This is a genomic window from Aeromonas sp. FDAARGOS 1403 (assembly GCF_019047325.1).
In the GTDB taxonomy this organism is placed as follows: domain Bacteria; phylum Pseudomonadota; class Gammaproteobacteria; order Enterobacterales; family Aeromonadaceae; genus Aeromonas; species Aeromonas dhakensis.
The window spans coordinates 3,611,081-3,626,674 of the sequence record NZ_CP077249.1 but is presented as its reverse complement, the minus strand read 5'-3'; the positions used below and the strand labels follow the sequence as shown (position 1 = coordinate 3,626,674).

Annotated in this window: 11 protein-coding genes; 3 read left to right on the top strand and 8 right to left on the bottom strand. The window is 61.9% G+C overall.

Annotation, left to right across the window (positions count from 1 at the left end):
- Positions 1 to 36 precede the first annotated feature (36 nt).
- From I6L33_RS16785 to phnR, 5 genes are all read right to left on the bottom strand, one after another.
- Entirely contained in the window at positions 37 to 1,443 is a 1,407-nt protein-coding gene (locus tag I6L33_RS16785) for an FAD-dependent oxidoreductase (protein WP_216972977.1), read from the bottom strand.
- Between the two features lie 18 nt (positions 1,444 to 1,461).
- Positions 1,462 to 3,198, bottom strand: coding sequence for a putative 2-aminoethylphosphonate ABC transporter permease subunit (locus I6L33_RS16780; RefSeq protein WP_216972976.1), 1,737 nt, complete (start codon positions 3,196 to 3,198; stop codon positions 1,462 to 1,464).
- Positions 3,195 to 4,289 (bottom strand): putative 2-aminoethylphosphonate ABC transporter ATP-binding protein, encoded by a 1,095-nt coding sequence (locus I6L33_RS16775; protein WP_216972975.1) that lies wholly within the window; start codon positions 4,287 to 4,289, stop codon positions 3,195 to 3,197. The genes I6L33_RS16780 and I6L33_RS16775 overlap by 4 nt, the downstream gene beginning before the upstream one ends.
- Before the next feature lie 266 nt (positions 4,290 to 4,555).
- Positions 4,556 to 5,575, bottom strand: coding sequence for a putative 2-aminoethylphosphonate ABC transporter substrate-binding protein (locus I6L33_RS16770; RefSeq protein WP_216972974.1), 1,020 nt, complete (start codon positions 5,573 to 5,575; stop codon positions 4,556 to 4,558).
- A gap of 120 nt (positions 5,576 to 5,695) precedes the next feature.
- A complete protein-coding gene (phnR, locus tag I6L33_RS16765; protein ID WP_005300236.1) occupies positions 5,696 to 6,403 on the bottom strand; it encodes a phosphonate utilization transcriptional regulator PhnR in 708 nt (235 codons plus the stop codon).
- A 265-nt stretch (positions 6,404 to 6,668) separates the two neighbouring features.
- Here phnR and phnW point away from each other — a divergent pair, with 265 nt between their 5' ends.
- The 3 genes from phnW to phnX are packed head-to-tail and all read left to right on the top strand — an operon-like array spanning position 6,669 to position 10,079.
- Entirely contained in the window at positions 6,669 to 7,811 is a 1,143-nt protein-coding gene (gene phnW / locus I6L33_RS16760) for a 2-aminoethylphosphonate--pyruvate transaminase (protein WP_216972973.1), read from the top strand.
- Complete coding sequence (locus I6L33_RS16755) at positions 7,808 to 9,247, top strand: aspartate aminotransferase family protein (protein ID WP_216972972.1); 1,440 nt, start codon at positions 7,808 to 7,810, stop codon at positions 9,245 to 9,247. The genes phnW and I6L33_RS16755 overlap by 4 nt, the downstream gene beginning before the upstream one ends.
- Positions 9,240 to 10,079, top strand: a complete 840-nt coding sequence (phnX, locus tag I6L33_RS16750) for a phosphonoacetaldehyde hydrolase (RefSeq protein ID WP_126881982.1) — start codon at positions 9,240 to 9,242, stop codon at positions 10,077 to 10,079. The genes I6L33_RS16755 and phnX overlap by 8 nt, the downstream gene beginning before the upstream one ends.
- Positions 10,080 to 10,202: 123 nt before the next feature.
- Here phnX and pflB read toward each other — a convergent pair whose 3' ends face one another.
- From pflB to ycaO, 3 genes are all read right to left on the bottom strand, one after another.
- On the bottom strand, positions 10,203 to 12,485 hold the full coding sequence (pflB, locus tag I6L33_RS16745) for a formate C-acetyltransferase (protein WP_005300244.1): 2,283 nt from the start codon (positions 12,483 to 12,485) through the stop codon (positions 10,203 to 10,205).
- Positions 12,486 to 12,526: 41 nt separating this feature from the next.
- Complete coding sequence (gene focA, locus I6L33_RS16740) at positions 12,527 to 13,375, bottom strand: formate transporter FocA (protein ID WP_019838684.1); 849 nt, start codon at positions 13,373 to 13,375, stop codon at positions 12,527 to 12,529.
- A gap of 381 nt (positions 13,376 to 13,756) precedes the next feature.
- Positions 13,757 to 15,517: a 30S ribosomal protein S12 methylthiotransferase accessory factor YcaO gene (ycaO, locus tag I6L33_RS16735; protein ID WP_216972971.1), complete on the bottom strand. Its 1,761-nt coding sequence runs from the start codon at positions 15,515 to 15,517 to the stop codon at positions 13,757 to 13,759.
- Positions 15,518 to 15,594: the final 77 nt, after the last annotated feature.

Below are 15,594 nucleotides of genomic sequence, written 5' to 3'. Positions count from 1 at the left end.
CTTTCTGGTGCTTTCCTAAGCGCTGGACGAAGGCGTCTATTTGTCCGCCTTGCCCGCCGCATCGGCAAGTTTGGCCAGCTGCTTGTCATACCAGGCCACCGGGCGGTTCTCATCTTCCGCCCGCTCCTTGCGCCGGATGGCGTTGCGCACCACCATGGCGCCCAGCCAGCGAAATGGCTCGGGCGGAAAATAGCCGCGCGGGCCGCTGACCAGCGCGCAGTCGCGCCACGGCTTGTCCGCTTCCCGCACTTCATCGTGCACCAAGGCCGCCAGGATCTGGCCGCCCATCCAGCTCTGCGCCACCCCGTTGCCGGAGTAGCCGAGGCCATAGACGATATTGGGCTGCCCTCGCCAGTGGCCGAAGAAGGGGAGGCCATCCACCGAGCGGTCGGAGGCACCGCACCAGCTGGCGGCGATGGGCACCTCTGCAAGGGCCGGAAAGAAGCGGCGCAGGGTGCGGGTGAGGGGGGCAAGATAACGGCTCGGCGCATCAAACTCGGCCAGATGGCGGTTGGCAAAGGCGAAGGTGTTGCCCCCCTTGCCCAGCATCAGCCGCCCTTGCGGGGTGGAGCGGTAGTAATGCACAAAGGTGCGGCCATCCACCACGGAGCGGCCGTGCGCAACCTGCTGGGCGGCCAGTGCATCTGGCGCGGGGTCGGTTATCACCATATCGGAGGAGACCAGCACGATACTGCGGCGAAACTCGCGAAAGTGCTGAACCATGGCGCTGTTGAGGGCCAGCACCACCTTGCGGGCACGCACCTCGCCCTGCGGTGTTTGCACCCGCGCCGGCTGGCCCGCCTCAAGGCGCTGCATGGGGGAGCCTTCATAGACCTCGACCCCCAGCTCCCGCGCCACCCGCAGCAAGCCGCGCACCAGCAGTGCCGGTTGCACCGAGCCAGCGTGGGGGCTGTAGAGCCCCTCCAGATGAACGTGAGAGCCGCTCTGGCTCGCCAGTTCACCCTCCGCAATCGCCTGCCACTGGTTAAGGTCGGCTCGCTGTAGCTCACGTAATACCGGCTCCATCAGGCCGCGCTGCGCCTCGCTGGTGGCGGTGTAACAGGTGCCCTCGACCCTCAGCTGTGCCTCAATATTGTGCTGTTCGCAGAAGCGGGCAATCTCGTGCACCGCCTGCTCGGAGCGTTGCACCAGCCAGGCGGCCTGCTGTTCGCCAAAGAGGCGCTTTAACGTCAGGTACTTGGCCGACCAATTGAGCAGGCAGCCGCCGTTGCGCCCGGAGGCGCCGCTGCCGCAGCGATCTTTCTCCAGCACCATGATGCGCAAGTGTGGCTCGGCTGTTTTAAGGGCGATGGCGCTCCACAGCCCGGTAAAGCCGCCGCCGACGATGCAGACATCGGCCTCGTGGTTGCCGCAAAGTGGCGTGGGGGGCGCGGGCTGTTCGGCGGCCAGCGCTTCGGCCAGCCAGAAGGGGAGAGTGGACATCATGACTCCTCGATAAGGTTATGGGTGGCGCCAGCGCTGGGTGCGATCCAGCAGGGTGCGGCTCAAAAAGAGCTGGAGCAGCTTGACGGTGGCGGCGGCCAGCAGGATCAGGGTAGCCATGGCGGCGGCCGCGGCGGTGTCGCCAGAATCCTCCATATTGAGCACGGCGATGGAGGCGAGCACGCTGTCGCTCGAATAGAGGAAGATTACCGCCGAGGTGGTGGTCATGGCGTTGACGAACAGATAGATGAAGATCTCCAGCAGTGCGGGCAGGGAGGCGGGCAGGGTGACTCGCCAGAACGCTTTCCAGAGCGGAATGCGCAATGAGATGGCCACCAGTTCCAGCTCCTTGGGCAGTTGTTTCAGGCTGGTCAGCGCCGTCATATGACCCACCGTGTAGTAGTGGATGACGCAGGAGAGCACCATTAACGGCAGGCTGCCGTAGAGGCTGCCAAAGAGCGGATTGCCGTTGAAAAAGAAGATATAACCCAGCCCCAGCACCATGCCGGGCACCGCCAGCGACAGCATGGCGAGCAGATGCAGTAACTGGCGCAGCCATGCAAAGTGGCGTCCCTTCTCCTGCGCCCAGGCCAACACCATGACCAGCACTGTGCCCGTGATGGCGGTAAAGAGGCCCAACTGCAAGGTGTTGGTAAAGGGCTGCCAGCCATAGACGCTGTTGCTGTCAAAGGCGTAGTGATCCAGCGTCAGAGCGAGGTTGTAGGGCCAGAACTGCACCAGGGAGCCGTAAACGGCCATGCCCACCAGCGCCAGAAACAGCAGGGCCCAGAGCGTGCACCAGCCGAGCGCCAGCAGATCCCGCAGCCGATGGGGTTTGGGGCGATAGGGCACCGCCTTGGTGCTGCTCTGCTCCTGCATCTTGCTGCGCACCCTGTGCTCCAGCGCAAAGCTCAAGAGCGCCGGCAGCAGCAGGGTGACGCTGGCAACGGCACCGAGGGAGAAGTTCTGCATCCCGATCACCTGCCGGTAGATATCGGTGGCCAGCACGCTGTACTGGCCGCCAATCACCTTGGCCACCCCGAAGTCGCAGATGGTGAGGGTGAACACCGCGATGGCTGCGCTGAGCAGGCCATAGCGGGCGGTGGGCAGGGTGACGGTGACAAAGGTGCGCCAGCCGCGGCTGCCCAGCACCCGGGAGGCTTCATAGAGGCGGGCGTCGCTCTGACCGAGCGCCGTGATAAGGATCATCAGGGCGTGGGGGAAGCACCAGAAGCCAAGGCCAATGACGATACCGATGGGGCCGTAGATGCTCTCGCCGCCGAGCAGCCCCTTGGCGATCCCCTGATTGCCAAACCAGTAGACCAGACTGATGGCGGGCAGCAGGGAGGGCATCAGGAGCGGGATCAAACCAATGAGGCGAAACAGCCCCTTGCCCGGCATGCAGGTGCGGGTGAGGGCATATGCGTAACCAAAGGCGATGGTTACCACCAGCGCGGTGATCAGCACCCCGAGCCAGAGGGTGTTGCCAATGGTGCGCCCCAGATGAGGGGAGTCGAAGTAGGCGCTGAAGTTGGCAAGGCCCACCCAGAGGCCGTTCTCATCCTGCAGGCTCTTTTGCAGCATGGTGAGCAGCGGTAGCAAGAGGCCCCCCACCAGCAGGGCGATGCCAAGCAAAAGCAGGATCAGCTGCAGCAGTTGATCCCGGCTCCAGCCGCGACAAAGCCGCTGCCAGTGGGAGTCTTGGCGGGCTGTCGCTGGTGGCAGCAGGGAGGAGGTCGCAAGGGGGGCTGTCATGGGCGCTCTCCTTCAAACAGCTGCATCGCTCCGGCGGGCCAGTGCAGCGAGCAGCGCATGCCGCTGCGCCAGCCCCCCTGCTCGTGGCGGGGCAGCTCGTGGGTCGGGCGCTCCACCAGAATTTGCTGCGGGCCCAGATAGGTGTCGGCGGTGCAGATAAGGCGCTGGGCGGCGCCGAGAAACTCCACCTGATCGATGGTTGCCTCAACGCCATGCTTCCCAAGATAGGGCTCGCTCGGCGCACTCAGGGTGATCGCCTCGGGGCGGATCGCCACCTGCAATTTACTGCCGGCCGTGGCCCGGTTGGTGAGTGGCAACGGTTGATCGTTAAGGCGCACCTGAGTGGGGCTCAGCACCAGGGTGTCGAGGAAGTTCATGGTGCCGACAAAGCTTGCCACGAAGCGGCTGGCAGGCTGGTGGTAGATCTCCTGCGGGGTGCCCACCTGCACGATGCGGCCGCTATCCATCACCACGATGCGATCGGCCATGGTCAGCGCCTCTTCCTGATCGTGGGTCACCATGATGGTGGTGATGCCAAGGCGCTGCTGTAGGGCGCGGATCTCGCTGCGAAGGTGGGTGCGCACCAGTGCATCCAGGGCGCTGAGCGGTTCGTCCAGCAACAACAGACCGGGGGAGAGGGCCAAGGCACGGGCCAGCGCCACCCGCTGCTGCTGGCCGCCGGAGATCTGGCTCGGGTATTTGTGGGACTGGGCCGTGAGATCCACCAGCCCCAGCCAGTGATCGACCCGCTCCTTGATAAGATCCCGCGCCAGCCCCTGATTCTCAAGGCCGAAGGCGATGTTCTGGGCCACCGTCAGGTTGGGGAAGAGGGCATAGGACTGAAACACGATGCCAAAGTCGCGCTGCTGGGGCGGCAGCTGGGAGATATTGCGCCCCCCTTGCCAGATCTCGCCGCTGTCCGGCAGATCCAGCCCGGCGATGGCTCTGAGCAAGGTGGTCTTGCCGCAGCCGGAGGGGCCAAGAAAGCAGATAAACTCCCCCGGCTCAATGGTCAGAGAGATCCCCTTGAGGGCCTGAAAAGCACCGAACTGCTTGTTGAGATGTTGAATGTCCAGATAGGGCTGGGTCATGGTTCGACTCGTTACTGATTTGGTATATACCAGTTTGTGGGTGAAATGTGACGGTCAGGTGATCGAGGGATGACAGCTTGATGACCGTCAGATGACGACGGGTTATCAGCAGATGGCTTGGTCGCTTGTGGATGGGGTGCCACCCATTGAGGGCGACACAAACAGGGGAGGCGATGCCAAAAAAGCGAAGGCCAACACATGTTGGCCTTCGACAAGCAGTTTATTGGCTGCGGTGTGTGGCGTGAACAAACCGCAGCCCTTCACGCTTACTGCTTGGCTTCGGTCTTGCCGTCGAAGCTGGCGCTCCACTGGGCCAGGATGGTGTTGCGCTCGCGGGCTGCCCAGCCAAAGTCGTTGTCGATCATCTGACCCTTGATATCCGCCGGATAGCCCGCTCTGGGCTTGGCCACATCCGGGATGGCGACCACGGCGAACGACTTGTTGTAGAGGGCGTTGGCCTGTTCGGTAGCGGCAAAGTCGAGCAGCTGCTTGGCGGCTTCGAGCTTGGGGGTGCCCTTGATGATGGCGGCGGCTTCCATGTCCCAGCCCGAGCCCTCTTTCGGGAACACCACCTCGATGGGGGCGCCCTTGGCCTTGAGGCTGGTGGCCGGGAAGTCGAAGGAGATACCGATCACCGTCTCGCCGCTGGCGGCCAGCTTGCAGGGGGCTGAGCCCGAGTGGGTGTAGCGGTCGATGTTCTGGTGCAACCCGTTCATAAATTGCCAGCCCTGCTGCTCACCCATGGTCTGCAGCCAGCCGGCGACGCTCAGATAACCGGTGCCGGAGGAGCTGGGGTTGGGCATGATCACCTTGCCCTTGTAGACGGGCTTGGTCAGGTCCGCCCAGCTGGTGGGGGCCGGGATCCCCTGTTTCTCGGCCTCTACCTTGTTGAAGCAGATGGCGCTGAAGAAGGCGTCCAGACCGATCCAGTGCGGCTCGGCCTTGCTGTCGCGAAAGCGGCTGTCGAGCTTATCCAGCCCTTTCGGCGCATAGGCATTGAGCATCTGCTGCTGATCAAGCTGCATCAGGCTGGTGGCCGCCAGTCCCCACACCACGTCCGCCTTGGGCTGGTTTTTTTCTGCCAGCAAGCGGGCGGTGACCACGCCGGTGGAGTCACGCACCCACTTGATGTTGATGTCCGGATGCTGGCGCTCGAACGCGGTCTTCAGCTCGCCGAGCTGTTCCGGTTCGAAGGCGGTATAGACGGTGAGATCGGTGGCGGCCAGTGCCGGGGCTGTCATGGCGGCCACCACGGCGGTGGCCAGCAGATGGGTTCCCTGTTTCATCCTCTTCTCCATATGAATTGGCTTGGTATAAACCAGATTGGTCGAAAGAGAGGCTAGGGGATCTTTATGACGTGACCGTGACGGCCCCGTGACGTTTTGCTGTTCCTGATGTGTCCGCGACTAATCCTGGGTATCCACCTCGATCTCCAGACTGTCGTGGCGCCAGTACTCCAGATCGAAGTCGAGCACCCGACCGTGCTGATCGAAGTTGAGTCGCTCGAGGCGCAGGGCGGGCAGACCGGCGGTGGCCCCCAGCGCCTTGGCCACCTCATCCGGCAGGGCGGTGGGGAAGAAGCGCACCTGCATGCGGGCGTAGTGAAGATCGTAATGGGCCTGGTAGATCTCGGTCAGGCTGCCGTTGAGATCCAGCTCCAGCAGGCCTGGTACCCGCTCTGGCAGGCAGTGGTTCTCGCAATAGCAGATGGCGCGCCCGTTGGCGTAGCGCAGCCGCTTGAGCAGAAACAGGCTGTCGAACGGCTTGAGCTGCAACTGTGCCATCAACGCGGGCGGCACTGCCTGGCGGCTTTTCTCCAGCAGCTCGGTGCGCGGCTCGCCCCCTTGCTCACGTACTATCTGGTGAAAGTTGGAGGTGCGTCTGGGGTTCAAGCGAAAGCGCGGCGGGGTGACAAACCAGCCGCGGCGATCCTCCCGATAGATAAGGCCGTTTGCCTCCAGCTGCACCAGCGCCTCGCGGATGGTGACCCTTGTGGTGCCATAGAGTTCCCCCAGCAGTCGCTCGGAGGGGAGCTTGTCGTTGGGGGCCAGCCCCCCCGCCAGGATCTGGTTGGCGAGGGCATCCTTGATCTGCAGGTATTGGGGTTTGCTCATGAAAATCCCTGGTTTTGCAATAAGTTGTGCAATGAGTTGGGCAATGGGCTGGGCGCAGGGCTGGTCATCAGCCCGACCGTTAAACGACGAAATAAAAACATGTTGGTAGATACCAGCATCGCCCCTGCTGTTCAGGCTTCCTAGATTATCGCGATCCCGGCGCCGTAAATGAATTTTTTGTTGCACGTAGCGCCACCCCTTTGACCTTGGCGGGGCAGTTACCCACAATGCGCTCATTCTGGTATATACCAAAAGGAGCGAAGTCATGACCCATATTCCTGCGGCCCCTGCCGCCGTCGATTACCTGCTGCTGACCCCGGGCCCCCTCTCGACCACCGCCACTGTGCGCGCCGCCATGCTGCAAGACAGCTGCACCTGGGATGCGGACTACAACCAGGGGGTGGTGGAGCCCATCCGCCGCGAGCTGGTGCGCCTCGCCACTGGCCCTGAATATGAGGGCGACTACAGCGCCGTGCTGCTGCAGGGGAGTGGCAGCTATGTGGTGGAGAGCGTGCTGGGCTCGGCGATAGGCGTCGACGAGTGTCTGCTTATCATCAACAACGGCGCCTACGGCGCCCGCATGGGGGAGATGGCCCGTTGTCTTGGCCTGCGTCACCATGAGCTCGACTGCGGCGAGACAAGCCGCCCCGAGCCCGCCGCCATCGAGGCGATGCTGGCGCGCCACCCCGAGATCACCCATCTGGCCATGGTGCACTGCGAGACCACCACCGGCATGCTCAACCCGCTCGACGAGGTGGCTGCGCTTTGCCAGCACCGCGGCATTCGCCTGATCGTCGATGCCATGAGCAGCTTTGGCGGCATCCCCATCGACATGGGCCGCCTTGGCATCGAGTTTCTCATCAGCTCCGCCAACAAGTGCATTCAGGGGGTGCCGGGCTTTGGCTTCGTCATCGCCCGCCGCGCCGCGCTGATAGCCTGCGCCGGTCGCGCCCGCTCGGTCTCCCTCGACCTGCATGCCCAATGGCAGACCATGGAACAGCAGGGTGGCAAATGGCGCTTTACCTCGCCCACCCACACCGTGCTCGCCTTTGCCCAGGCCCTGCGCGAGCTGGACGAAGAGGGGGGCATTGCCGCCCGCCATCGGCGCTACAGCGAGAATCAGCGCACGCTGGTGACGGGGATGGCCGCTCTCGGCTTTGCGCCGCTGCTGCCAGAAAAATGGCAATCCCCCATCATCACCGCCTTCTACTCTCCGGCCCACCCGGATTACCGCTTCGCCGATTTCTACCAGCGGCTCAAGGGGCAGGGCTTTGTCATCTATCCGGGTAAGGTCTCCCAGGCCGATTGCTTCCGCATTGGCAATATCGGCGACGTATCCCCTGAGCGGGTGCGCTGCTTGCTCGCCGCCATGGCCAGCGCCTGCTACTGGCAAGGGGCTGCGCGATGACGAGCCAAGCGCTTCACGGTTGCGATCTGCGTGGCCACGATTTACATGACCATAAGCTGCACGGTAGCGGCCGCGCCGATAGCGAAGGGGATATCAACCTCGGCGAAGGGCGGGCGCGCTGGTGGGCGGGTCAGAGCGAAGAGGTACAGGCCGGATTGGCGGAGGATAGCCGCTACTTTCTCCATCAGGCGCTCTCCACCCCCTGTCTCGATCTGCTTGAGCGCGCGCAGGGGAGCTGGTTGACCAGCGTATCGGGCAAGCGTTACCTCGATTTCCACGGCAACAGTGTCCATCAGCTGGGTCACGGTCACCCCAAGGTGGTGGCCGCGGTGCAGCAGCAACTCGCCGATCTGCCGTTTGTGCCCCGCCGCTACACCCATCGGGTCGCCATCGACTGCGCCCGCACCCTGGCCGAGCTGGCCCCCGGCGATCTCAACCGGGTGCTGTTCGCCCCCGGCGGCAGCGAGGTGGTGGGCATTGCCCTGAAGCTCGCCCGCTTTATTACCGGCAACAGCAAGGTGGTGTCCCTGTGGGATGCCTTTCACGGCGCCTCCCTCGATGCCATCTCGGTCGGCGGCGAGGCCTGTTTTCGCGCCGGCATGGGCCCGCTGATGGCCGGAGTGGAGCGCATCCCGCCCCCCACCCGTTATCGCGGCCTCTGGTATCGCGGGGAGGGGGATGATCTGCACTACGCCGATTATCTGGAGTACGTCATCGAGAAGGAGGGGGGCATTGGGGCCTTTATCGCCGAGCCCATCCGCAACACCGATGTGCAGGTGCCCTCAAGGGCCTATTGGCAACGGGTGCGGGAGATCTGCGATCGCCATAATGTGCTGCTGATCGTCGACGAGATCCCGAATGCCCTGGGGCGCACCGGCCACTGGTTCAGCTTCGAGGAGTTTGGCATCGAGCCCGACATCATCTGTCTGGGCAAGGGGTTGGGGGGCGGGATGGTGCCGTTTGCGGCGCTCATCACCCGCGACCGTTTCAACCAGGCGGCAGCCATCTCGCTCGGTCACTACACCCACGAGAAGAGCCCCATCGGCTGCGCGGCGGCGCTCGCCACGATAGCCACCATCCGTGTAGAGGGGCTGCTGGAAAAAGCGCGGGAGGATGGCTGCTTTATGGATCGCGAACTGGCAGCGCTTGCTGAGCGCCACCCCCTTATCGGGCAGGTGCGCGGCATAGGTTTGCTCTGGGCGCTCGATCTGGTGGTCGATCACCAGAGTCGAAAGCGCAATAGTCAGGCCGCCGAGCGGCTGCTCTACCGCTGCCTGGAGCTCGGGCTCAGCTTCAAGGTCTCCCAGGGCAACGTCATCCAGCTCTCGCCCCCGCTCAATATCGCCCGCGCCGATCTGGTGCGCGCCATCGCTATTCTCGATCGCGCCCTCGGCGAGATCGCGTCTTCACCGCAACAGGAACACCACCATGACTGACTTGCAGACTGCCATCCACCCGACCACAGACATAGAGGCGCTGATCCTCGACTGGGCCGGCACCGTCGTCGATTTCGGCTCCTTCGCCCCCACCTCCATCTTCGTCGAGGCCTTCGCCCGCGCCTATGACTTTGCTGTGACCCTGGATGAGGCGCGCCAGCCCATGGGGCTGGGCAAGTGGGACCATATCGCGGCGCTCGGCCGGCTGCCCTCGGTGGATGCGCGCTGGCAGGCCCGCTTTGGCCACCCCATGAGCCACGCCGAGGTGGACCACCTCTATCACACCTTTATGCCGCTGCAGATTGCCGCCGTGACCCGCTTCGCCGCCCCCATCCCGGGTGTGCTGCCGGTGCTGGAGGCTCTGCGAGCTCAAGGGCTGCGCATCGGCTCCTGCTCCGGTTACCCCCGTCCGGTGATGGAGGCGCTGGTACCGGCGGCGGCCGATCATGGCTATCGGCCGGATCACTGGGTCGCCACCGATGACCTCAAGGCAGGTGGTCGCCCCGGCCCCTGGATGGCGCTGGCCAACGTGATTGAGCTGGGAGTGAGCGCGGTGCATCGCTGCATCAAGGTGGATGATGCCGTGCCGGGTATCAGCGAAGGGTTGAATGCGGGCATGTGGACCGTAGGTCTGTCGGTCTCCGGCAACGAGTTTGGCGCCACCTGGGAAGCGTTTTCCGCCATGAGCGAGGCGGAGATCGCCACTAGGCGCGCACCGGCCGAGGCCAAACTGCGGGCGGCGGGGGCTCATTACGTGATCGATACCCTGGCCGACATCGCTCCGGTTATCGCCGATATCAACCGCCGTCTGGCAGCAGGGGAGCGGCCCTGAACAAGGTGGGGTGAGAGAAGGGGAGTGCCGGCCCTGCCTGCAGGTTTTCAGGCCTATGTTCCCTGACTATCAGGCATAAAAAAACCGGCGCCTGGGCGCCGGTTTTTGTTCACCGAGACTCTATTACAGAGAGGCGGTGAAGGTACGGGTGATGACGTCTTGCTGTTGCTCTTTGGTCAAAGAGTTGAAGCGAACGGCATAACCGGATACGCGGATGGTCAACTGCGGATATTTCTCCGGGTTTTCCATGGCGTCCAGCAGCATTTCACGGTTCATCACGTTGACGTTCAGGTGCTGACCGCCTTCCAGGTTGGACTCGTGGTGGAAGTAACCATCCATCAGACCGGCCAGGTTGGCTTTCTGGGCTTCCATGTCTTTACCCAGCGCGTTCGGCACGATGGAGAAGGTATAGGAGATACCATCTTTGGCGTAAGCGAACGGCAGCTTGGCGACGGAAGTCAGGGAAGCAACGGCACCCTTCTGGTCACGACCGTGCATCGGGTTGGCACCCGGGCCGAACGGCGCACCGGCGCGACGACCATCCGGAGTGTTACCGGTCTTCTTGCCGTACACCACGTTGGAGGTGATGGTCAGCACGGACTGGGTAGCCACGGCACCACGGTAGGTGTTCAGCTTCTGAATTTTCTTCATGAAGCGCTCTACCAGGTCACAGGCGATGTCATCGACGCGAGCGTCGTTGTTACCGAACTGCGGGTACTCGCCTTCGATTTCGAAGTCGATGGCCACGCCATCTTCGTCACGAACCGGCTTGACCTTGGCGTACTTGATGGCAGACAGGGAGTCAGCCGCAACGGACAGACCGGCGATGCCGCAAGCCATGGTGCGATAGACGTCACGGTCGTGCAGCGCCATCAGAGAGGCTTCGTAGCTGTACTTGTCGTGCATGTAGTGGATGATGTTCAGCGCGGCAACGTATTGCTTGGCCAGCCAGTCCATGAAGTGATCCAGACGATCCATCACGTCGTTGTACTCGAGGTACTCGGAGGTGATCATGTCGGTCTTCGGACCCACCTGCAGCTTCATCTTCTCGTCCATACCGCCGTTGATGGCGTACAGCATGGTCTTGGCCAGGTTGGCACGAGCACCGAAGAACTGCATCTGTTTGCCGACGATCATCGGGGACACACAGCAAGCGATGGCGTAGTCATCGTTGTTGAAGTCCGGACGCATCAGGTCGTCGTTCTCGTACTGAACGGAAGAGGTCTCGATGGATACCTTGGCGCAGTACTTCTTGAAACCGACCGGCAGCTTCTCGGACCACAGGATGGTCAGGTTCGGCTCAGGGGACGGGCCCATGGTGTACAGGGTGTTCAGCATACGGAAGCTGTTCTTGGTGACCAGGGTACGGCCGTCAACGCCCATACCAGCCAGGGTCTCGGTAGCCCACATCGGGTCGCCGGAGAACAGTGAATCGTATTCCGGGGTACGCAGGAAGCGAACCATACGCAGCTTCATGACCATGTGGTCCATCAGCTCCTGGGCTTCTTGCTCGGTGATCAGGCCTTTTTGCAGGTCACGCTCGATGTAGATGTCCAGGAAGCTGGAGGTACGACCGAAGGACATGGCCGCGCCGTTCTGGGACTTGACTGCCGCCAGGTAGGCGAAGTAGGTCCACTGTACGGCTTCTTTGGCGGTCTTGGCCGGAACGGAGATGTCGCAACCATATTTGGCAGCCATCACCTTCATCTGGGCCAGGGCACGGTGCTGCTCGGAGATCTCTTCGCGCAGACGGATGGTGGCTTCCAGGTTGACACCGTTTTCCAGGTCAGCCTGCAGGGACTTGAACTGAGCCAGTTTGTCGGCCATCAGGAAGTCGATACCGTACAGGGCAACACGACGGTAGTCACCGATGATACGGCCACGGCCGTAGGCATCCGGCAGACCGGTGATGACGCCGGACTTGCGGCAGTTCAGGATGTCTTTGGTGTAGACGTCGAACACGCCCTGGTTGTGAGTCTTGCGGTACTCGGTGAAGATCTTCTCGACCATGGGGTCCAGCTGACGACCGTACACTTCGCAAGAGGTCTTGACCATCTTGATACCGCCGTTGGCGATGATGGCGCGCTTGAGCGGCTTGTCGGTCTGCAGACCAACGATTTGCTCCAGGCTCTGATCGATATAGCCGGCATCGTGAGCGGTAATGGTGGAGGGCAGGTCGGTATCAAAATCGACCGGCGCGTGGGTGCGGTTCTCGATCTTGATGCCTTCCATGACCTTGTCCCACAGCTTGGTGGTAGCTTCGGTCGCGCCAGCCAGGAAGGACTCGTCACCTTCATACGGGGTGTAGTTCTTCTGGATGAAGTCACGGGTGTTGACAGAGGTCTGCCATTCACCGGCCGCGAAGCCTTCCCATGCTTTTTGGAACTGTTCGTTAAGTTCTGCCATTTTCATTACCTCTCAAGGTATTTATGTGTCTGCCGCCATCCTTAATGATGGCGACGGAAGATAAACCAGTAAGTCAGCCCAACCATGACGCCACCACCAATGATATTACCTATGGTGACAGGAATGAGGTTGTGCAGGACGAAGTTGGATACGGTCAGGTCGGCAAAGGTCGCCGGGTCCTGGCCGATGGCCTGCCAGAATTCCGGGCCTGCGACGCTGTGAATGGCGATGCCGACCGGGATCATAAACATGTTTGCGATGCTGTGCTCGAAACCGGAGGCCACGAACATGGCGACGGGGAGCAGCATGACCATCACCTTGTCGGTGGCACTGCGGGCGCCGAACGCCATCCACACGGCGAGACACACCATGAGGTTGCAGAGGATGCCAAGCGCCACGGCTTCGAAGAAGGTGTGGTGGATCTTGTGCTGGGCCACCTTGAGGGCGTTGAGGCCCCACTGACCATCTGCCGCCATGTATTCGGCCGACATGATGATGAGGCCGACGATGATGAGACCGCCGATGAGGTTGCCGAAGTAGACCAGTCCCCAGTTCTTGAACAGCTGGGCCCAGCTGATGCGATTCGCCGCCTTGGCCACCAAGGTGAGGGTGGTGGAGGTGAACAGCTCGGCGCCGAGCAGCACGCAGAGGATCAGGCCAAGAGCGAAACAGAGACCGCCGACCAGCTTGCTGAGGCCCCAGGCCACATTGCCGGCACCCGTGGTGACTGTGATGTAGAAGACGAAAGCGATGGCGATGAAGGCGCCAGCTGTGATGGCCAGGGGGATGACCTTGTATGCGGGCTTGGTGGCCTTGGCATAGGTTATATCTTCTGCCAGTGCAGCGATGGCTTCTGGCTTGAGACAATCAAAGGGAGATTCTGCTTTCAATTCTCATGTACCTGATGTTTTGCCTGTGGAAATCATAACAAAGGGCCAGATCGTCAAAATTGACTCCGATCAAGAATTGCAGATTGTGAATGTAATTTTACTACAAATATTTGAGTCCCCCGGCAGCGATTCTTTACACCAGGTTTCAGCTGAAACAGAAACGTGGTTTTTTTAATGTCATGATTTTAAACAATTTATTTTTCATCCCTGAAAAAGTGTGCCGGCAAGGCATCTTTGCGTCTCCCCAGCACTCGCTACTCCTTGTTGGCAACCCCCTAAGAGGTATTTTTTGTTTTTTATTTCATCTTTGAATAACAAATGGCCACTTGGCTGACCATAAAAGAGAAGGGGCCATCAGGGCCCCTTCGGAATGTTACCACATCAACCCCATGAATGGGCTCGTTTGGCCTTCTGCAGCTTCTCATAGGCAGCCAGCAGCTTCTGATGCAGCGGGAACTGGCTGAGGGAGAGATCGGCGGCAGCCAGTCCGTGGAAGCGCGCTTCACCGCTGGCGTGGGCCCAAGCCTGCGCCAGCGTCTGTTCACCATACATGCGGGCAAACACGGCGCGGTACTGCTCGGGGTCACGATCCTCGTCCAGGAACAGCTCGACGCAGGCGCGCAGGGCACGATAGTAGTTGGCGCGATCGGCCGGGAACACCGACTGGTTGAACTCCATGGTCCAGTCGATGAGATCGAGCGCTGTGTCGAGTTCTCCGGCGGCCAGCGCCAGCATGGCTTTGAGCTCGCCCACCCGCAGGGTGTGCAGGGCGGTGCCCTTGGCGGCGGCGATGCCGAGCAGCTCGCGCACCCGGGTGCGCTCGTCGTGACCCTCTTCATCCAGCTGGTCAAACAGCGCCATGTATTGCTCCGCGTCCCACTCCAGCGCCGGCAGCGCCAGGATGGTTTCCCGCAGGTGGGCACCCATGGTGTTGTTGGCCAGCAGCAGATCTTCGGCCGGATAGATGTCGGACATGCCTGGCACCAGGATGCGGCAGGCGTAGACGCCCAGGTGCTCGTAGTCGGCGATGTAGACCGGCTGCTCCAGCTCGTGGAAGATGCCGATCAGGTGGTCGAACTCCTCCTGCGAGGTGCCGCGGAAGTCCCAGTCGGCAAACTCGAAGTCCGCATCCTGCTTGAACAGGTCCCAGCTGATGAGGCCTGAGGAGTCGATGAAGTGGGTCTCCAGGTTGTGGTGATCCGCCACCTGCTCGTTGTCAAACGAGGGTGGTACGAACACATCCAGATCCTTGAGGCTGCGGCCCTGCAGCAGCTCGGTGACGGTGCGCTCGAAGGCCACTTCGAAACGCGGGTGGGCGCCGAAGGAGGCAAAGCAGGTGCCGTTGCTCGGGTTGAGCAGCACCACGCAGATGACCGGGTAGCGACCACCCAGGGAGGCATCGAAGCTGTAGATGGGGAAGCCTTCGGCTTCCAGCGCCTCGATGGAGGCCTTGATGCCGGGGTAACGGGCGATCACCTCGGCCGGGATCTCCGGCAGGCTCAGCGCTTCTGCGATGATCTTGTTTTTGACGTGGCGCTCGAACACCTCGGACAAGCCCTGGGTGCGGGCCTCGGTCTTGGTGTTGCCGGCGCTCATGCCGTTGGAGACGTAGAGGTTGCCGATGATGTTCATCGGGATGTAGACGGTCTGGTGATCGGACTGGCGCTCGAAGGGCAGGGCGACGATGCCGCGCTCCTCGTTGCCGGATTGCAGATCCACCAGCATGTCGGCGGTCACTTCACCGTCCGGGTTGTAGAACTTGCGGGTGAAGCTGTCGAGCAGACCGGCGGGCAGCTGATCCCCCTCGATGGGGAACCACTTCTCGTTCGGGTAGTGCACGAAGTCGCCATTGGCAACCTGCTCGCCCAGATAGAAGTCGGCGAAGAAGTAGTTGGTGGAGAGACGCTCGAAATATTCGCCGAGGGCGGAGGCGAGCGCCGCCTTCTTGCTGGCACCCTTGCCGTTGGTGAAACAGAGGGAGCACTCCTTGTCCCGGATGTGCACGGACCAGACGTTGGGCACGGGGTTGAGCCAGGAGGCCTCTTCGATATCAAACCCCAGGGCTTGCAGCTTGGTCTGGAAGCGTTCGATGGAGTCTTCCAGCGCCGCGTCCTTGCCGGGAATAAAAGTGTGGTCGGTCATCACGATATCCTGATTTTTATTGGCTCATGTTTGGCCGCAGATAATAGCAGGGGTCGGCGCGTTTGGCAGGCAAAAAA

Coding starts and splice junctions, on each gene's coding strand:
- I6L33_RS16775 (WP_216972975.1), bottom strand. CDS start 4,289: ATGACCCAGCCCTATCTGGACATTCAACATCTCAACAAGCAGTTCGGT.
- phnW (WP_216972973.1), top strand. CDS start 6,669: ATGACCCATATTCCTGCGGCCCCTGCCGCCGTCGATTACCTGCTGCTG.
- I6L33_RS16770 (WP_216972974.1), bottom strand. CDS start 5,575: ATGAAACAGGGAACCCATCTGCTGGCCACCGCCGTGGTGGCCGCCATG.
- pflB (WP_005300244.1), bottom strand. CDS start 12,485: ATGGCAGAACTTAACGAACAGTTCCAAAAAGCATGGGAAGGCTTCGCG.
- phnX (WP_126881982.1), top strand. CDS start 9,240: ATGACTGACTTGCAGACTGCCATCCACCCGACCACAGACATAGAGGCG.
- ycaO (WP_216972971.1), bottom strand. CDS start 15,517: ATGACCGACCACACTTTTATTCCCGGCAAGGACGCGGCGCTGGAAGAC.
- phnR (WP_005300236.1), bottom strand. CDS start 6,403: ATGAGCAAACCCCAATACCTGCAGATCAAGGATGCCCTCGCCAACCAG.
- I6L33_RS16785 (WP_216972977.1), bottom strand. CDS start 1,443: ATGTCCACTCTCCCCTTCTGGCTGGCCGAAGCGCTGGCCGCCGAACAG.
- I6L33_RS16755 (WP_216972972.1), top strand. CDS start 7,808: ATGACGAGCCAAGCGCTTCACGGTTGCGATCTGCGTGGCCACGATTTA.
- I6L33_RS16780 (WP_216972976.1), bottom strand. CDS start 3,198: ATGACAGCCCCCCTTGCGACCTCCTCCCTGCTGCCACCAGCGACAGCC.